This window comes from Empedobacter sp. UBA7494 (genome assembly GCF_002478465.1).
In the GTDB taxonomy this organism is placed as follows: domain Bacteria; phylum Bacteroidota; class Bacteroidia; order Flavobacteriales; family Weeksellaceae; genus Empedobacter; species Empedobacter falsenii_B.
Map to the genome: position 1 here is coordinate 1 of NZ_DLOC01000031.1, position 18,536 is coordinate 18,536.

22 protein-coding genes are annotated in these 18,536 nt (G+C 32.0%); 14 read left to right on the top strand and 8 right to left on the bottom strand.

Annotation, left to right across the window (positions count from 1 at the left end; translation table 11 throughout):
* Positions 1-31: 31 nt before the first annotated feature.
* Both gcvT and B4E95_RS02870 read right to left on the bottom strand, forming a co-directional pair.
* Positions 32-1,108: a glycine cleavage system aminomethyltransferase GcvT gene (gene gcvT, locus B4E95_RS02865; protein WP_125348617.1), complete on the bottom strand. Its 1,077-nt coding sequence runs from the start codon at positions 1,106-1,108 to the stop codon at positions 32-34.
* Between the two features lie 78 nt (positions 1,109-1,186).
* Positions 1,187-1,549 carry a hypothetical protein gene (locus B4E95_RS02870; protein WP_221854197.1) on the bottom strand — a complete coding sequence of 121 codons (363 nt, stop codon included), beginning with the start codon at positions 1,547-1,549 and terminating at the stop codon, positions 1,187-1,189.
* 43 nt (positions 1,550-1,592) lie between these two features.
* Between B4E95_RS02870 and B4E95_RS02875 the strand changes: the two genes are divergently transcribed.
* Positions 1,593-2,267 (top strand): YiiX/YebB-like N1pC/P60 family cysteine hydrolase, encoded by a 675-nt coding sequence (locus B4E95_RS02875; protein ID WP_291089797.1) that lies wholly within the window; start codon positions 1,593-1,595, stop codon positions 2,265-2,267.
* 254 nt (positions 2,268-2,521) lie between these two features.
* On the opposite strand, the gene B4E95_RS02880 is transcribed toward B4E95_RS02875, so the two are convergent.
* From B4E95_RS02880 to B4E95_RS02895, 4 genes are read right to left on the bottom strand one after another with little or no spacing between them, the layout of a single operon-like run.
* The gene (locus B4E95_RS02880; protein ID WP_291089800.1) at positions 2,522-2,974 is read right to left on the bottom strand and encodes a peroxiredoxin; all 453 of its coding nucleotides are present in this window, start codon (positions 2,972-2,974) and stop codon (positions 2,522-2,524) included.
* Positions 2,971-3,381 carry a 6-pyruvoyl trahydropterin synthase family protein gene (locus B4E95_RS02885; protein ID WP_125350508.1) on the bottom strand — a complete coding sequence of 137 codons (411 nt, stop codon included), beginning with the start codon at positions 3,379-3,381 and terminating at the stop codon, positions 2,971-2,973. Before B4E95_RS02885 ends, B4E95_RS02880 begins: the two co-directional genes overlap by 4 nt.
* 12 nt (positions 3,382-3,393) lie before the next feature.
* Positions 3,394-3,909: an isopentenyl-diphosphate Delta-isomerase gene (idi, locus tag B4E95_RS02890; protein ID WP_291089803.1), complete on the bottom strand. Its 516-nt coding sequence runs from the start codon at positions 3,907-3,909 to the stop codon at positions 3,394-3,396.
* A gap of 27 nt (positions 3,910-3,936) precedes the next feature.
* On the bottom strand, positions 3,937-4,650 hold the full coding sequence (locus tag B4E95_RS02895; protein ID WP_219033682.1) for a biotin--[acetyl-CoA-carboxylase] ligase: 714 nt from the start codon (positions 4,648-4,650) through the stop codon (positions 3,937-3,939).
* A gap of 93 nt (positions 4,651-4,743) precedes the next feature.
* Here B4E95_RS02895 and rsfS point away from each other — a divergent pair, with 93 nt between their 5' ends.
* From rsfS to B4E95_RS02925, 6 genes are all read left to right on the top strand, one after another.
* Positions 4,744-5,112, top strand: coding sequence for a ribosome silencing factor (rsfS, locus tag B4E95_RS02900; protein WP_038331822.1), 369 nt, complete (start codon positions 4,744-4,746; stop codon positions 5,110-5,112).
* A gap of 23 nt (positions 5,113-5,135) precedes the next feature.
* Positions 5,136-7,148, top strand: a complete 2,013-nt coding sequence (gene ftsH / locus B4E95_RS02905; RefSeq protein WP_291052105.1) for an ATP-dependent zinc metalloprotease FtsH — start codon at positions 5,136-5,138, stop codon at positions 7,146-7,148.
* 130 nt (positions 7,149-7,278) lie between these two features.
* A complete protein-coding gene (locus B4E95_RS02910; protein WP_219033684.1) occupies positions 7,279-7,884 on the top strand; it encodes a hypothetical protein in 606 nt (201 codons plus the stop codon).
* Between the two features lie 2 nt (positions 7,885-7,886).
* Positions 7,887-8,735 (top strand): phosphatidate cytidylyltransferase, encoded by an 849-nt coding sequence (locus B4E95_RS02915; protein WP_291047112.1) that lies wholly within the window; start codon positions 7,887-7,889, stop codon positions 8,733-8,735.
* A complete protein-coding gene (locus tag B4E95_RS02920; protein ID WP_291089806.1) occupies positions 8,732-9,382 on the top strand; it encodes a phosphatidylserine decarboxylase family protein in 651 nt (216 codons plus the stop codon). The genes B4E95_RS02915 and B4E95_RS02920 overlap by 4 nt, the downstream gene beginning before the upstream one ends.
* A gap of 83 nt (positions 9,383-9,465) precedes the next feature.
* The gene (locus B4E95_RS02925; protein WP_280062888.1) at positions 9,466-9,729 is read left to right on the top strand and encodes a hypothetical protein; all 264 of its coding nucleotides are present in this window, start codon (positions 9,466-9,468) and stop codon (positions 9,727-9,729) included.
* A gap of 19 nt (positions 9,730-9,748) precedes the next feature.
* Here B4E95_RS02925 and B4E95_RS02930 read toward each other — a convergent pair whose 3' ends face one another.
* On the bottom strand, positions 9,749-10,819 hold the full coding sequence (locus tag B4E95_RS02930) for a glycosyltransferase family 2 protein (RefSeq protein ID WP_291089809.1): 1,071 nt from the start codon (positions 10,817-10,819) through the stop codon (positions 9,749-9,751).
* Positions 10,820-11,434, bottom strand: a complete 615-nt coding sequence (gene recR, locus B4E95_RS02935) for a recombination mediator RecR (RefSeq protein ID WP_180905071.1) — start codon at positions 11,432-11,434, stop codon at positions 10,820-10,822.
* Positions 11,435-11,541: 107 nt separating this feature from the next.
* On the opposite strand from recR, the gene B4E95_RS02940 reads away from it, so the two are divergent.
* The 7 genes from B4E95_RS02940 (at position 11,542) to B4E95_RS02970 (ending at position 18,449) form a co-directional block, all read left to right on the top strand.
* Complete coding sequence (locus B4E95_RS02940) at positions 11,542-13,080, top strand: sodium:solute symporter (RefSeq protein ID WP_291089812.1); 1,539 nt, start codon at positions 11,542-11,544, stop codon at positions 13,078-13,080.
* Positions 13,081-13,105: 25 nt separating this feature from the next.
* Positions 13,106-13,888, top strand: a complete 783-nt coding sequence (proC, locus tag B4E95_RS02945) for a pyrroline-5-carboxylate reductase (protein ID WP_291061469.1) — start codon at positions 13,106-13,108, stop codon at positions 13,886-13,888.
* A 2-nt stretch (positions 13,889-13,890) separates the two neighbouring features.
* Positions 13,891-14,136, top strand: coding sequence for a hypothetical protein (locus tag B4E95_RS02950; protein WP_125350517.1), 246 nt, complete (start codon positions 13,891-13,893; stop codon positions 14,134-14,136).
* A 308-nt stretch (positions 14,137-14,444) separates the two neighbouring features.
* Positions 14,445-15,290, top strand: coding sequence for a transketolase (locus tag B4E95_RS02955; RefSeq protein ID WP_221854177.1), 846 nt, complete (start codon positions 14,445-14,447; stop codon positions 15,288-15,290).
* Positions 15,291-15,314: 24 nt separating this feature from the next.
* Positions 15,315-16,781: a hypothetical protein gene (locus B4E95_RS02960; protein WP_291089816.1), complete on the top strand. Its 1,467-nt coding sequence runs from the start codon at positions 15,315-15,317 to the stop codon at positions 16,779-16,781.
* Positions 16,782-16,803: 22 nt separating this feature from the next.
* A complete protein-coding gene (locus B4E95_RS02965) occupies positions 16,804-17,508 on the top strand; it encodes a hypothetical protein (RefSeq protein WP_221854176.1) in 705 nt (234 codons plus the stop codon).
* On the top strand, positions 17,508-18,449 hold the full coding sequence (locus B4E95_RS02970; protein WP_291061484.1) for a transketolase family protein: 942 nt from the start codon (positions 17,508-17,510) through the stop codon (positions 18,447-18,449). The genes B4E95_RS02965 and B4E95_RS02970 overlap by 1 nt, the downstream gene beginning before the upstream one ends.
* Positions 18,450-18,536 lie beyond the last annotated feature (87 nt).

Sequence of the window (18,536 nt, forward strand, 5' to 3'; positions counted from 1 at the left end):
ATTTTTTCAGGACGTTACACTTTATATTGTTTTAAACAAAAGGAGTTTTTACAACTTCTGCTAATACATTTTTATCACGAATCTGAATTCTGATTGTCGTTCCAACTTTAGCAAAATCTGTATGAACGTATGCTAAACCAATTCCTTGTTTCAACATTGGAGATTGTGTTCCAGAAGTCACAATACCAATTGTATTTTCGTTATCATCTACAACTTTATAATCGTGGCGAGGAATTCCTCTTTCGATCATTTTGAAACCAACTAATTTTTTTTCAACTCCAGCTTCTTTTTGAGCTTTCAAAATATCAGATGAAATAAAATTTGTGTCCAATTTCGTTACCCAACCAAGACCAGCTTCTAATGGAGTTGTATCATCATTGATATCATTTCCGTATAAGCAGTAACCTTTCTCTAAACGCAATGTGTCACGAGAAGCTAAACCACAAGGCTCGATATCAAAAGACTTTCCAGCTTCCATTACTTTGTCCCACATTTCGTTTGCTTGCTCATTCGCAAAATAAATCTCGAAACCTCCAGAACCAGTGTAACCAGTTGCAGAAATAATTACATTTTCCATACCTGCAAACGTACCAATTGCGAAATGATAGAACGGAATTTCAGCTAAATTAACATCTGTCAACGATTGCATCGCTTCGATTGCTTTTGGACCTTGAATTGCTAACAAAGACATCTCATCAGATTTATTTGTTAACTCTGCACCAAACGTATTGTGTTTGTTCATCCATTCCCAATCTTTATCGATATTAGATGCATTTACAACTGCCATCCATTCATCATCAGAAATTTTATAAATGATTAAATCATCTACAATTCCTCCTTTTTCGTTTGGCATTGCATTATATTGAGCTTGACCAATGGCAACTTTCGTTACATCATTCGTCAATAAGTGTTGTAATAAGTCTGTTGCTTTTTCTCCTTTTACAAAAAATTGTCCCATGTGAGAAACGTCAAAAACACCAACTTTTTCGCGAACAGCAAAGTGTTCTTGGTTAACACCTGCGTATTGCACTGGCATTTCATATCCAGCAAAAGGAACCATTTTAGCACCTAAATCTTTGTGCTTTTGGTTTAATGCAGTTACTTTCATTGTTTGTTTGCTTTGATAAGTTTATAATTCTCCCAAAAATAAGGAATTAATTGTTAGGAAAATTTCTTAAATAGAAGATTATCTAATTTTGTGAATAATTTTTAAATTCCCTTCCGTCGCTTTATACGGCTCGAAACGCATAACCGATTTTCCTTTACCAAATTTGTTCATAAACTTTTCGTTTATTTTTCCTGATAATTTCAACGGTTGACAACCTTCACAAGGAATAATCAAAATGGTATCGTTTGTTTTACCTTTTACTTTTACAATTTCGTACGAATAATCTGTATCCAAACGAGAATTAATAACATTTTCAATTGGTTTATCGAAGCTTTCAATAAAGAAAACGCATCGATCTTTGTTACTTCCAATAATAATTGCAGCACCAACTAAAATCAATAAAACGACAATTGATATCGTCAAAATTTTTTTAAAATCCATCTTTTTGGTTAATTCGTAGATTAAAAGTAATAATTCATTCTGAATGAAAAAAATATTCGTTTTATTTCCTATCTTTTTACTCCTATTTACATTGTCAATGAATAGTTGTACAAAAGCAAAAATATTAAAAGAAAAACATTCAATTTCATTACAAAATATCCAAAATGGAGATTTGATTTTTGTTGGTGCGCAAACAGAAGAACTTTCGGGCGCGATAAATAGAGTGACAAAAATAAATGACGAAACCAATTTTGATCATGTTGGTTTAATCGAAAAAACTGATGATTCTATTTTTGTTCTACATGCTGCTCCAATGGGCGGATCGCAACGAGAGGAAATTCATCATTTTTACACTTCTCAAACTGAAAAAAATAATAAAATTGTCATTTATCGTCTCAAAAATGAATATCAATCTACAATTCCTCATGCAATTGAAAAAGCAAAAACAATGCTCGGAAAACCTTATAATTGGTTATATATTTTGAACGATAACGAATTATATTGTTCAGATTTTGTGGAAAGAGCTTTTCGTAATGATAAAGTTTTTGAGCTGATTCCGATGAATTTCAAAAACAAAGAAACTGGAATTATTGATGATTTTTGGATAGATTTCTATCGTAAAAAAGGAAAAGAAGTTCCGCAAGACGAACCAGGAACAAATCCAAATCAATTGGCAACTTCTAAGAAATTAGTTAAGGTTGGAGAGTTGAAGTTTTAAAATGAAACTCTAAAACAAATTCAGAATGATTCATAGAATCTTTATAACAAATAAATTAATTCCTACTTTTACCACATGAAACAAAATATCATTTATAGTATCATTTTCTTTTTCGTGTTATTTGGACTAAAATATTTGTTCGATAAAAGCGATGTGCAAACAATGTTGGTTTATTCGGCAATTGGAACGGTTATCTTTTTTATTTATCGAGTTGTCATAAGAAAATTATTATACAAACAAAAAGACCAAGAAAACTAATTTCCTTGGTCTTTTTCTATTGCTTGCATTGCTTCTTCAATGTGCGTTTCGGCTACATTTGAAACAATGTGTTTAATTAATTTTCCTTGTTTATTGAATACAAAAGTTTCTCGCGGTGTGATTAAGCCAAATTTCTTTTTGATTCCCAACAACTTCGACAACTTTGCTCCTTTATCAGAAAGCAACGGAAAGTTTAATTGATGTTTTGTGTAAAACTTCTCGTGAGAAGAAGTTGATTGTCCATTTATTCCTACAATCACAGCGTCTAAAGCATTGAAATCTGCATTTACATCACGAAATTGACATACTTCTTTTGTACACATTGGCGTAAAATCCATCGGATAAAAGAATAAAACAAAATATTTTTTGAATAAAAATTCGTCCGAATTAAACCAATTTCCTTTGTTATCCTCCAACGAAAAGGTTGGAATGTGATCGCCTAATTTCATTCGCCTGCGTATTCTACAAAATTACGTGGAGTTTCGTATAAGGTTACTTTCAATTCTAAATCGGTCGCTAATTTTGCTCTAATTTTATTCCAAATCAAAATCACAATATTTTCGGCAGTTGGATTGATAGTTTTAAATTCTTCAATATCAACATTCAGATTTTTATGATCCAAATAATCTTCAACTTCAATCGCAATAATTTTTCGTAATTCGTCCAAATTCATCACAAAACCAGTTTCTGGATCAACTTCGCCTTTCACCGCCACAATAATTTCGTAATTATGCCCGTGATAGTTTGGATAAGAACATTTTCCGAAAACTTCAAAATTTTGTTCGTCGCTCCAATTCTTGTTAAACAATCGGTGCGCAGCATTAAAATGTGCTTTTCTGTTGACAGTAACTTTCATCTGTATAAATTTTTATTCTTCGATATACGAAACGTAATGTTCAAAAATTATTTTGAACCAAGCTGTATAATTCTGAGGTTTTTTTTCCATATCTTTTTTCAAATCATCCAATTCTACCCAACGATAGGCCATCACTTCATCAGGATTTAGCTTTGGTTCATCATCAAATGTTCCGATAAAAACATGGTCTAATTCATGCTCGATCAAATCATTTTCTAAATGCGCTTTGTAAATGAAATTAAATTTATATTCTAATTCGCAATCAAATCCCATTTCTTCTTCCAAACGTCTGTGCGCCGCTTGTTCGTAAGTTTCGTTATCGCGCGGATGACTACAACATGTATTCGTCCACAACGTTGGCGAATGGTATTTGCTCGCAGCTCGTTGCTGAATCATTAATTCTCCTTTGGAATTGAATACAAAAACAGAAAATGCACGATGCAACAAACCAGCTACATGAGCCTGTTGCTTCTCCATCAATCCTAATTTTTGATCGTCCTGATCAACTAAAACTACAAATTCTTCCATTAAACAAAAATAGCCTTTTCTATAGGATTAAAAAAGAAGTTCGATTTCTTTGTGCTTAAATTCTCTCAATTCTTGATTGATTTCTATCAGTAAATTTCCCGCTTCATTTACATCTCTAATAATTCCGTCCACTTCTACTCCATCCAATCTAAAATGCGAAATTTCATCTTTTCTAAACAGATTATCTAAATAAGTTTGATGAATTTGTTCAAAATTTTTCTCTTCTAAAATTGAATATTCATTTTCGAAATAATGTATTAAATCTGCCAAAATTTCCTCGATGTCATATTCTTTGTCAGTTACTTTTCGAATAGATGTTGCTTTTGGTAAGTGATTAAAATCAGCTTGATTGACATTAATTCCTATTCCGATTACAGAATTCATAATTCCATTGGAACGATGATTTTCGATTAATATTCCACAAACCTTTTTATCATTTAAAATGATATCATTTGGCCATTTTACGTTAGATTTTGGATGAAATTGTTTTAAAAATAGACAAATAACATTCGAAATCCATTCATTAAAATAAATTAATTCTTGAAAACTATAATCCGTTTTCAGCAAAAAACTAAAGGTTAAATTTTCTCCAGCGACAACTTTCCACTCATTTCCTGCGTAACCTTTTCCTTTTGTTTGATTTTTAGCATGTATGACAGTCCAACTATTGGCATCTTTTTTGGACAAATCCACCAAGAACTCATTCGTATTAGGCAAAGAATCAAAACTAATTAAATACATTTTTTTTACTATTTTTATAGAGTGGTTAAAGTTATTTTAAAAAGTTTAAACTTTAATAAGGATTCACTAAATTTGCGAATTACAAAATAAAAGATGATAGATACTCAATATACAAAAGACTTGCTAGATAGCATTGTTGACGGAATTACAAATGTTAAAGGAGAAGAAATTACAATTCTAGATTTACGCGAAATTGAAAATGCATTTTGTCAATACTTCGTTATTTGTACCGGAAACTCGAATACACAAGTTAGTGCTTTAGCAGGTTCGATTGAAAGAACTGTAAAAACAGAAATGTCAGAAAGACCTTTTCATGTAGAAGGAACGCAAAATAATCAATGGGTTTTGTTGGACTACACAAATGTTATTGTCCATATTTTCCAAAAAGAATACAGAGAATATTACGATATCGAAAGTCTTTGGGGTGATGCCGTAGAGACGCGTATCGAAATGGAATATTAATCATAACTGAAACCAAAAAAAAATTGAAAAAAAATAATTTTAAACCTTCGGGGTTTAATCCTACATGGATATATGCCATTATTGGATTATTGCTGATTGCCTTTCTATTATTTTCTGATAATATTGGAGGTGCCGGCGGAACTACTAAAAACATAGACCGTACGACTTTCCTTTCTTATGTAGAAAAAGGTTACGTAAAAGAAGCCAATCTAGAAAAAGAATCAGGACGTGTAAGTGTATATTTAACGGACGCAGCTCTCAATACTGAAGAATTTAAAAAGTTTAAAAAATCAAACGAGACTTTAAATCCTTTTGCTACAGGTGCTCCAAACTTTATTTTCAATGTTGCTGATGCTGGAAATTTTGAAAAAGATTTTTATGCTAACGTAGAAAAGAGTCCGAATAAAACTGCCGTTCTTAACACACAAATTTCAAATGGTTTTGGAAGTTTGTTTATGAATCTTTTCATTTCATTAATTTTCTTCGGATTAATCTACTTCTTACTATTTAGACGAATGGGCGGAGGCGGATCTGCTGGAGGTGGCGGAGGAATTTTCTCTGTCGGAAAATCAAAAGCGAAATTATTTGAAGGTGATGATCATATCAAAACAACTTTCAAAGATGTTGCAGGTTTAGAAGGTGCAAAAGAAGAAATCGAAGAAATCGTTGAATTCTTGAAACATCCAGAAAAATTTACAAAATTAGGTGGACGTATCCCAAAAGGAGCTTTATTAGTAGGACCTCCAGGTACAGGTAAAACCTTATTAGCAAAAGCTGTTGCTGGAGAAGCAAAAGTTCCTTTCTTCTCGTTATCAGGATCAGATTTCGTAGAAATGTTTGTGGGGGTTGGTGCATCTCGTGTACGTGACTTATTCAAAAATGCAAAGGAAAAATCTCCTTCAATTATCTTTATTGATGAGATTGATGCCATTGGTCGCGCACGTGGAAAATCAAACTTTACAGGTTCTAATGATGAACGCGAAAATACATTAAACCAATTATTAACAGAAATGGATGGTTTCGGAACAGAATCTAACGTAATTGTGATTGCTGCAACGAACCGTGCTGATGTATTGGATAAAGCATTGATGCGTCCAGGTCGTTTTGACCGTATTATTCATGTTGATTTACCTGAATTAAACGAACGTAAAGAAATCTTCGCCGTTCACTTACGTCCATTAAAATTAGGTGAAGATGTTGAAATCGAATTTTTAGCAAAACAAACTCCAGGTTTCTCTGGTGCAGATATATTCAATGTTTGTAACGAAGCAGCTTTAGTTGCTGCTCGTAAAAACAAAGACGTCGTAGAAAAACAAGACTTTTTAGACGCTGTTGACCGTATTATTGGTGGATTAGAGAAGAAAAGTAAAGTGATTAAACCTTCTGAGAAAAAACGTATCGCTTATCACGAAGCTGGTCACGCTACAATTGGTTGGTTAACAGAACACGCTGCTCCATTGGTTAAAGTAACTATAGTTCCTCGTGGACGTTCGTTAGGTGCCGCTTGGTATTTGCCAGAAGAAAGACAAATTACAACGACAGAACAATTGTTAGACGAAATGTGTATGACAATGGGTGGTCGTGCTGCTGAGGAAGTTGTTTTCAATAATATTTCTACTGGTGCATTAAGTGATTTGGAAAAAGTTACAAAACAAGCTTCTGCAATGGTTAGTATTTACGGATTGAACAAAGAAGTTGGTAATGTTTCTTATTACGATTCATCTGGACAAAATGAGTATGGTTTCAGCAAGCCTTATTCAGAACAAACTGCTCAGGTAATTGATAAAGAGGTAAAAACAATGATCGAAGCTCAATATGATAGAGCAAAAGATATTTTACGTGAACATCGCGATCAATTAGATGTTTTAGCTCAAAAATTAATTGAGAAAGAGGTGATCTTTAGAGAAGATTTGGAAGAAATTTTCGGACCAAGAAAATTTGTAAACGAATTAGATCAAATCGAAGAAAAACAAGAAGAGGTTATAGAAGCTGATTCAGAACAAGTTGTTCAACCAGAATCTGGAAATGATATTTAATCAAATTCATTCAAAATAATAGAAAAAATCGTCCAAATAGGACGATTTTTTTTTTACTTCTTATTATATTGTTAAAATTTATTACCTTTAGGCTGTAATTGATTAATTTCATATAAAATCATGAGTTTTCATGTGGAAAGCAATTAAAAACCTACTTAAAAAAGCTACTGAAAAATCAGCAGAGAATTCAGATGATAATCAAATTGATTTATTTCATCCAAATTATGCTGACCAAAAAATTTCTATAGATGAAGTATTTGCTACAAATTTTAATGTAGGTGGTGGACATTTTTTATTTTGTGATAATATAGAGGAGGCTTCTAAAAACCTTAAAGAGATTGTCAATTACGAAAATGTAACCGAATTAATTTGTCCTGATCCAAATTTACAACAGGTTCTTAATTCAGTCAATATTCCTTTTGTCGAAAATCCATGCGACTCTCGTTATACGCTTAGTTTTCTTAGTTGCGAATTTCTGATTGCTTTTGATGGAAGTATTATGTTATCGGCGCATCAAACTTATGGTAGAAATATTGCTGATTTTCCGTCAAATTTTATTATCTATGCACGCCCGTCACAATTAGTGGAAAATGTGAGTGTGGCATTACAGAAATTACGAACATTAAAAAAAGATAACCTTCCATCTAAAATAACTTCGATTCGAGGAAAAAATATGCACAAATTTCCCAACGTAGACAACGCGAAGAATATTTATTTGTTATTGGTTGAAGATTAGCTATGAAAAATTTAGCAATTAGAGCTTTCTCTGGACTTATTTACGCACTTATTATATTTTTCGGGACAACGATAGATCCAAAAGGTTTGATTGTTTTGATGATGGTTTTTGGACTTTTTTGTTTGTACGAGTTTTTTAAAATCACTAATCTTACCAATAAACTTTATCAATTAGGAGCACTTTTAGCTGCCTTAGTTGTTTTTGGATATTATGGAAAAGAATTTTTAGAAGCTTTCGAAACTTCAAATCATTACTATTTTCATTTAAAAAGTTTGTACTTCATCATTCCAGTTTTATTTGTTTTTAGTATTTATATTATTTTCAAATCAACCAATGAATTATTGAACGATTTTGGAAAAGCTACTTTAGGTTTAACATACGTTATCGCACCATTTGTCTTAGCATTAACTTTACCTAGTTTTGATTATAATTTAGGTGAAAAAGTGATGCATTACGAAGTGTTTTTCGTTTTCTTATTACTTTGGAGCAGTGATACATTTGCATATTTAACAGGAAACTTAATTGGAAAACATAAATTAGCACCTAAAATTTCGGGAGCAAAAACGTGGGAAGGTTTTTTTGGAGGAATTATTTTCACCATTATCGCTGGATTCTTAATTCAGAAATATTTTGGAGAGAACTTGCACGGAAACTGGATGATTATTGGTTTGATCGTTGCAGCATTAGGTCCATTGGGAGATTTGACAGAATCTAAATTAAAACGATTTTTCAATGTAAAAGACAGCTCTAACCTTATTCCAGGACATGGCGGTTTTTTAGATCGATTAGATAGTTTTATATTTGTCGTACCATTTGTTTATTTATATTATTTATTAGTATATACTTTATGAAACTTCACAGAGAAGGAACAGCAATTTTGATAGGTTGCTTAATTTTATTTGCAATCGCTACAGGAGTATTACATTACTTTTTTCATGTATATGGTTTTTACTTTGCCTTACCATTATGGATACTTTACGGATTTATCGTTTGGTTTTTCAGAAACCCAATTCGTGAATCAGATTCGTCAGAAAATTGCGTAATCGCACCAGTTGATGGAAAAGTTGTTGTATTAGAAGAAGTATTTGAAAGCGAATTTTTGAATCAAAAATGTATTCAATTATCAATTTTCATGACGCCTCTTAACGTACATGTAACGCGTTATCCTGTGAATGGAAAAGTGATTTATTCGAAATATCATCCAGGAAAGTTTTTGGTTGCATTTCATCCAAAATCATCAGAATTGAATGAAAGAACAACTGTTGTTGTAGAGAATGCAGATCATACAAAAGTTCTTTTCAGACAAATTGCAGGTGCAGTTGCACGAAGAATTGTTTGTTACAGTAAAGAGAATGACGATGCTGTTGCGGGTAAAGAATATGGCTTCATCAAGTTCGGATCGCGTGTTGATATATTTTTACCACTTGATACTGAGATTAATGTAAAGGTTGGAGATAAAACAAAAGGTGGAATTCAGAAAATTGCACAATTGAAATAAATCAGTTAGTTGAACTCAATGTTTTTAACTAATTTTGTCAAAACAATTATAATAATATACCCATACAATAAATTTTGTAAGACATGAAAAAATTAATTCTTTTAGTAGCTGTTGCAGCATTCGCTACTTCTTGTAACTCTAAAGCAAGTGTAAATCACGGAGTTCTTCCAGTTGTTCACGAACCAGCTACTGCAGAAGAAATGCACCACAAATCTGAAGCTACTCACGAAGGTCACGGAAAACATGAGGAAGCTGTTGAAGAAAAACACGAAGAAGTGAAAGATTCTACAAAAACGGCAGAAACTCCGAAAGTTGAGAAAAAAGATACTGTAAAAGCTGGTCATTAAGATTCAGCTTTTTTTGTTTTTATAGATTTATAATCAGTTTATCATCACCTATTAAATAATTTTTATTTTTAGGGCGAATATAAAATGAACGTGAAGAAGAGTTGTTTTCAGAAATGATTGATAATATCTCTTGATAAGTAAAAAAACTTGCATCAATTGCAATTTCATTATTTGATAAAGATTTGAAATCTGATTTCTTATCAATCCAAAATAAATTTTCTGCTTTTACTTCTATTTTAGAAGTATTATTAGGTGAATGTAAAGAAAATTTAAATAATTGAATTAAATATTTAATCAAAATTCCCGAACGTAAAAGTTGATAATGCAACCAATTTTTTTGATAATATTTTGCTAAGAAAATCATCATGGCTTCAAAAAAATGTTTATAATATTTTTTATCTTTTTTCGTACTTTCTCCCTTGTAATGTAAAACCGTTATATCTCCTTTATAATAATTTTTATAACCAGCCAATTCTGCACTAAAAGACAAATCTATATCTTCTCCATACATAAAATAACGTGGATCAAATCCTCCAATTTCCTGATAGATTTTCTTCGTGGTGAACATAAAAGCACCAACTAAAATTTCGCAAGGAGCAATTTCAAATTCATCAACTTCTAATTTGTAATAATTATTTTTCTTTGAATGATTAAATCGACTATACAACTTAGAAAATGAATTTTTAGCTGTCGGAATATTACGTTTTGATTCTGGATGAAAATTTCCGTTTGTATCTATCATTCGTACTCCCACAAAACCTATTTTTTCTTTTGACTGATGAAATTCAATCAAAGATTCGAATAAATTCTCTGGAATAATTGTATCTGGATTAAGAATCAGAATATATTCTCCCAAAGCATTCTCAACCCCAATATTATTCGCTTTTGCAAAACCAAGATTTTCATTCTGAAGTAAAAAAATTACAGTAGGAAAAGTTTTTTTTAGGAATATAAAATCAATTTCCGATGAATCATTATCAATTACAATTATTTCGCCATCTACATTTTTTAAAGCTTCCTGACACGAATCAAGACAAAGCTCTAAATGTTTTGGCGCATTATAACTAACAATAATTATCGATAATTTCATCTAAAATTTATTTTCTGAATATGGTATTCGATGTTGTATAGAACGAACTAGCGTTGCTTCGTCCGCATATTCTAACTCATCTCCTACACCAAGACCTCGCGCAATAGTAGAAAAAATAATTTCGGCATTCTTTAATTGTCGGTACAAATAGAAAACAGTTGTATCTCCTTCCATTGTCGAACTTAAAGCAAAAATTATTTCCTTCACATTTTCATTTTGAACACGATCAACCAACGTTTGGATATTCAATTGACCAGGTCCAATACCTTCCATTGGAGAAATCTTTCCTCCTAAAACGTGATATTGTCCTTTAAATTGTCCTGTATTTTCAATCGCCATCACATCACGCACATCTTCCACGACACAAATTATAGTTTCTTCTCTCAATGGATTGTTGCAAATATCACAAACCTCATCATCAGAAATTGTATGACAATGTTGACAATATTTAACATCATCTACCAAATGAGAAAGCGCTTCGGACAAAGCCGTCGTTTGAGATTTGGGACGATTTAACATATGTAAAACAAGTCGCAAAGCTGTTCTCTTTCCTATTCCTGGCAAATTTGACATCTCTTCTACAGCTCGCTCTAAAACCTTGCTTGGGTAATTCATTCGTTCAAAAAATTATAGACAACAAATTTACAATTTTATCTTCGGAAAATTAATCTATCATCATTCACTCAAAAATATTAAATTTGGGCTTATTTACTAAATAAATTATGAACTCAACAATTTTACTACTTTGTGTTATCGTATACTTTGTAGGACTTTTAGTGATCTCTTACTTCACCAGTCGAAATTCTGACAATCAATCTTTTTTTAACGGAAACAAAAAAAGTAAATGGTGGTTGGTGGCTTTCGGAATGATTGGGACAAGCCTTAGTGGCGTTACTTTTATTTCGGTTCCGGGTACGGTCGGAAAATTAACTGGTTCCGAATATATTTACGGAGGATTCGAGTATTATATGATGGTTATCGGATTTTTTCTTGGTTATTTTATCGTCGCGGGGGTATTACTTCCACTCTATTACCGAATGAATCTAACCTCAATTTACACCTATTTAGGAAAACGTTTCAATGTTGAAGCACATAAAATGGGATCGGTTTTCTTTATTATTTCTCGTGGAATTGGCGCAACAGCACGTTTATATTTAGTTGTAAATGTGTTACAAATATTTTTATTAGACAATTTAGGCGTACCATTTTGGGCAACAACATTTGTCTTATTATTGATGATATTATTATACACGTTCGAAGGTGGAGTAAAAACAATTGTCGTAACCGACACCTTGCAAACATCATTTATGATCATTAGCTTGATTGCTTGTATTTGGTTTATCCTTTCGCATCTTAATTTATCTGTTGGTGAAGCTTACGATAGGATGCAAGCCAAAAACTATACCCATTTCATTAATCTTGATCCAAATTCGAAAACTTATTTCTTAAAAACAATTTTGGGCGGAATGTTTATCACAATTGCGATGACTGGTCTTGACCAAGAAATGATGCAAAAAAATATTTCTGTTGATAATCTTCAAAACTCAAAAAAGAATATGTTGACGTTCGCTGGAACATTATTGATTGTGAATTTAGCGTTCTTATTTTTGGGTGGATTGCTTTATTTATACGCAATGAGTGAAGGTGGTTTTTATACTGCTGATGGTTTCTTTATGGAACAAGGCGGACAAAATATTATGGGTGATGATATGTTTCCTGCGCTTTCGCTTTTAGGACATCATTTCCCAATGATTATTTCTGTAATTTTTATTATCGGATTAATTTCTGCTTTATTTCCTTCTGCCGACGGAGCTTTAACGGCGGTTACAAGTTCATATTGCGTCGATTTATTAAACATCAACGAAGACAAAGAAAAATCAGAAAAAGAAAAGAAAAAGATTCGTATTCGTGTTCACTTAATTTTCACGGTAGTTTTCTTTATCTTGATTATGGTTTTCAAAGCGATTAACAACAAATCAATTGTTTATCTTGTGATGGAAATTGCAGGTTATACATACGGACCGTTATTAGGATTGTTTGCTTTCGGAATTTTAACGAAACGTAATATTTACAAAAAATATTCAATTATTACAGTTGCGATTTTAGCGCCTATTTTCACGTATATCATCAACGAATTAGTGATTAATTTTACCGATTACAAAATTGGTGTTGAATTAATCATTTTAAATGGTTTATTAACCTTCATCGGTTTATGGTTGGTAAGCTCTAATCGTCAAAAAGAAACAATTATTCATTCATAATCAGAACACCTAACACTCTACAACTATGAAAAAAATTGCCATTATTGGAGCTGGAAATTTAGGAATTTCTATAACAGAGGGTTTAATTAAGAATAAAGCATTCGATCCAAATCAAATTATCGCTACAAGAAATAATTTGAATCAAATTGAACATCTTAAAAAGCTTGGTGTAACGATTACAAATGATAATCATTTTGCTGTAAAAGAAGCTGATTATATTCTGCTATGCGTAAAACCGTACAAAGTGGAAGAAGTTTTGACGCAGTTAAAAGACGATTTTACGACCAACAAAATATTAATTTCAGTTGCAACAGGAATTTCATTGCAAACGTATCAAAACATTTTAACGCAAGGAATGTCAATTTTTCGCGCAATGCCTAATACAGCTGCTTCTGTGGAAGAATCGATTACATGTATTTGTGGAAATTCGAAAGATAAAAACATTTTAAATGAAATCAAAACGATTTTCAATCCAATTGGAGAAACAGTTGTTATAAATGAGGAGCTGATGAATGCAGCGACTGTAATTGGCGCTTGCGGAATTGCTTATGTTTTACGATTTATAAGAGCAATGATTCAAGGAGGAATAGAAATTGGATTTGACACACAAACTGCTACAAAAATTGTGACACAAACTGTAAAAGGAGCTGCTGAATTATTAATAGAAAACGGTTTGCATCCAGAACAAGAAATTGATAAAGTGACAACACCAAAAGGTTGTACGATTGCTGGATTAAATGAAATGGAACATCAAGGATTTAGTTCAGCTTTAATAAAAGGAATTAAAACTTCTTTTGATAAAATATAATTATGGAAAAGAAATTAAAATTAATCTGGGATTTTTATGGTCCCGATGCTATACCAACTGCAAAACATCATGCAATTCACTTGAAACAATATGCTGAAAAAGAAAAGTTACAAAGTACATTTTCTGAATTTGTAGAGGTTGAACCAGAATATGCAGTTGCTTATTTGGTGGTGGTAGAATCTGAAATGATACAAGTCCGTGACGCTTTGATACCTCATCGTGGCGAATGGCATGTGGAAGAAGAATAAATAAAAAAGACGAAGTTTTGCTTCGTCTTTTTTATTAAAAAACATCTCTCTGTACCCTTTACAATTAAAAGATTACAAAAAGATAAATAAACGTTGTAAAACTCTTGCCTTCTTATTAACTAACTTCAAGCTTCTTGTTGACCAACTTCAAGCTTCTTCTTTATAAACTTCAGCGCTGGTTTTTATAGTCTCATAAGTAGGTTAGCTATTATTACCGATTATTCTCCCCAATTGTAGTGATTTATGTTCTACGATTTTTTTGCCCTACAAAAAAGAATTATTTTTGTTTAAATTTTTATAAACAAACAATGACACTTCAAAAACTTCAAACACAAGTACAACAAACAAGGAGAGATATTTTGAGAATGGTACATGCCGTAAATAGTGGACACCCAGGTGGATCATTAGGTTGTGCAGAATATTTTGCTGCATTATACGGTAAAATCATGACTTACTCTACAGACTTCTCTATGGACGGAAAAGGAGAAGATTTATTCTTCTTATCAAACGGTCACATTTCACCAGTTTTCTACAGCACATTAGCTCGTTCAGGATTCTTCCCTGTTAGCGAATTAGCTACATTCAGAAAATTAGATTCTCGTTTACAAGGTCACCCAACAACACACGAAGGTTTACCTGGAATTCGTATCGCTTCTGGATCTTTAGGACAAGGTTTATCAGTTGCTTTAGGTGCTGCTCAAGCAAAAAAATTAAACAACGACGATAAATTAGTTTACACATTACATGGTGACGGTGAATTACAAGAAGGTCAAGTCTGGGAAGCTTTTATGTATGCTGCTGGTAAAAAAGTGGATAATGTAATTGCAACGATTGACTACAATGGTCGTCAAATTGATGGTGATACAGACCACGTTTTACCATTAGGAGATTTGAAAGCTAAATTAGAAGCTTTTGGATGGATTGTTTTAGAAGAAAAAGATGGAAATAACTTAGAAAAAGTAATTGCTATTTTAGAAGAAGCTAAAACATTAACAGGAAACGGAAAACCAGTTTCAATTTTATTACACACAGAAATGGGTAATGGAGTTGATTACATGATGGGAAGCCACTCTTGGCACGGAAAAGCGCCTAACGACGAGCAATTAGCTTCTGCATTAGAGCAAAATCCTGAAACTGAATTGACAGATTATTAATAATTTCAACACAATCAAAATACTATGAAAACGTTATTTTATTCTATACTTACGCTTTGTTCTTTAACAGCCTTTGGGCAGGAAAAAACATATTCTTTTGACAAAAAAGTATCGTATAAAATCAATTTACCAAAAGAATATCAGACTTATTTAGATGGTCAAAAAGATTTATTTTTTGTAACCTATATTTCTAAAGACGCTGTTTTAGGAACTTCGGAAGGAGGTCCTTATACTTCAGGAAGCTTTAATAAAGATGCTTTCTTTATCAACAACAGCAAGTTTTTCGAAGTATATGCCAATTCATTAGAAAATCAATTATCGATAAAAGCCCCTTATTATTACGAAGGTATATCGGATGATAGTTTAAAACCTTATTCAGATAACTTGTTCGAGAAATTTATTTCAGTTAAAAATCTAAATTCATCTACAACGATCAATGGATATAAGTGTAATGAATACGAATTAACATCTAAAACAGATTTCGAAACAAAATCTTCTACATTATGTGTTGATGAAAAAAATGCAATTAATAACGTTGCTATTATGTTTCCTCAAACAAAACTGAAAGGGCTTTTGATTAGATATGACGCAGGTGATTTTAATGGATTAACGATTCAAAATATTGCAAATTCTAACGTAAAAGTAACTTTTGATGAGAAAAAAGAAATCGAAAGTTTTACTAACGAATTGGCAAAAAAGAAACAAGAATACGATAACATGATGTCATCTGTAGATACGGCTTATGCAGCCGAAGCAGTAGCTTATTCACCAGACAATCATTACGAGGATCCTATTATTAATTATTACAATTATCAAACATCAGAAAGTGATAACGTAAATAGTCTTTTTGGAACTGTTGCTTCATTAAATTATAGCTTGATTTATAATGATAGTGATTATGATGGAAATCCTGATATAGAGCGTTCTAAAGCTTTGGCAACTGCGCAAGGTTCTACAAATCAATTGGTAAAACAATTCAAAAAGAATAAATTAGCAAACAAAAGCGAAGTAAAAGAATTAAATAACCTTTTCAAAACGTATTTCGATGATGCTAAAAAGTTTAAATTAACAGAAGTTTCAACAGATTATGATGAAGCGGCTGTAGCAGTAGATTCTGCTGTTGCTGCAACAGAAGTTAGTTTAGCCGAATATTATGATCCTTATACATCTGCTTACAAAACGACAGATATTAGCAAAATCGATTTGGCAATCGACAATCCAGACATTCAAGATTTCATGAAAGTTGCACCAGAACATTGCAAAAATTTGAAAGCTAAAATTCCGACTTTTACAGATAAAGATTTAGGAAATTTGGTTTACAATTACGCAGGACAAGTGTGCGATATGTACATTTATCAAAGCGGAAGTGTTGCTCTTTCGGGAACAATTGATGCAATAAGAAAAAGTGTTTTAGAAATCAATAACAAATATGATAAACTGAAAAAAGAAGACAAAGATAAGTTAACTACTTTCTTGAATTCTTTGGATTAATACTTATCAAATCAATTCGATAATGAAAAAATCAATCAGTTTTATATTAACGCTTTTTACATGTTTAACTTTCGCTCAAATGCAATCGTATAAATTCGAAAACGTTATTCAATATCGTATCAAAAGTGATTTCTATTCAGATTTTTTGGACATTTTATCAACCAAAGATTACAAAGCACATTTGATGATTACGCGAACACCGATGGGAAACTTCGCTTCATTAAAAGTAAACGACAATATGTATTCTGTTTACAGCGAAGAAGAAAATCCGAAGGTTTTTAAAATTGATTTCGAAGGCACAAAAGATTTATTAGGAAATTCTTTTTTAGCGACTAATAATCCAAGTTTAACAAATTCCGCAATCGGAAATAGTTATGTTGCGAATAGAACTGGTCAAAAAGAAACGATTCTAAATAAACAATGTGAAGTGTATAACATTTTCAGAAAAGATAATGACAACGACAATGGTACAGAAATTTGCATCGATACAAATTCTAACATCAACACCGTTCCGTTTATCAATTCTGAACTAAATTTGAAAGGCTTGATTTATAGAGTTGAACAAAATATTGTGTTAGAAAATGTTGAAACCTTAGAAAAATGGATCAAAAAGAGCGCTGAAGAGGAAGAAGAAATTAATGTTTCGCCAAATGATTTTATTTATCAATTTGATGAAAAAACAGAAGTAGAAAAATACAAAAACGAATACAAAAAACAAAAACAATGATAGACTTAACATACACAGAAAAAAAAGATACACGTAGTGGATTCGGAGACGGATTGACAGAGTTAGGAAGAACAAATCCTAACGTTGTTGCATTGTGTGCTGACTTGATTGGTTCATTAAAAATGGATCAATTTATCAAAGAAAATCCAGAGCGTTTTTTCCAAATTGGTATTGCAGAAGCAAACATGATGGGAATTGCTGCAGGTTTGACAATTGGAGGTAAAATTCCTTTCACAGGAACTTTCGCTGAGTTTTCTACAGCTCGTGTGTACGATCAAATTCGTCAATCTATCGCTTACTCTAACAAAAATGTAAAAATCGCTGCATCGCACGCTGGTTTAACATTAGGAGAAGATGGTGCAACTCACCAAACATTAGAAGATATTGGTTTGATGAAAATGTTACCAGGAATGGTGGTTATAAATCCTTGCGATTACAATCAAACTAAAGCGGCTACAATTGCTGCAGCTGAATACGAAGGTCCTGTTTACTTACGTTTTGGACGTCCTGCTGTTCCAGTTTTCACACCAGCTGACCAAAAATTTGAAATTGGTAAAGGTATATTAATGAACGAAGGTTCTGATATAACAATTGTTGCGACGGGTCACTTAGTTTGGGAATCTTTGGTTGCTGCTGCTGAGTTAGAAAAAGAAGGAATTTCTTGTGAGGTAATCAATATTCATACAATCAAACCATTGGATGAAGAAATTATCTTAAACTCTGTAAAGAAAACAGGAAAAATTGTAACAGCTGAAGAACACAATATTTTAGGTGGTTTAGGTGAATCTGTTGCAAGAGTTTTATCACAAAAATTACCAACAAAACAAGCTTTTGTTGCGGTGAATGATAAATTTGGTGAATCTGGAACACCTTCAGATTTAATGAAAAAGTATGGAATAGATTCTACTGCTGTAATCGAGAAAGTAAAATCTTTACTTTAATTCCATTATAAAATTAAAAAGGAGCTAAAAATTTAGCTCCTTTTTTATAGGTTAAATATAAAATAGGTTGTGTAATCTTCCCTAAAA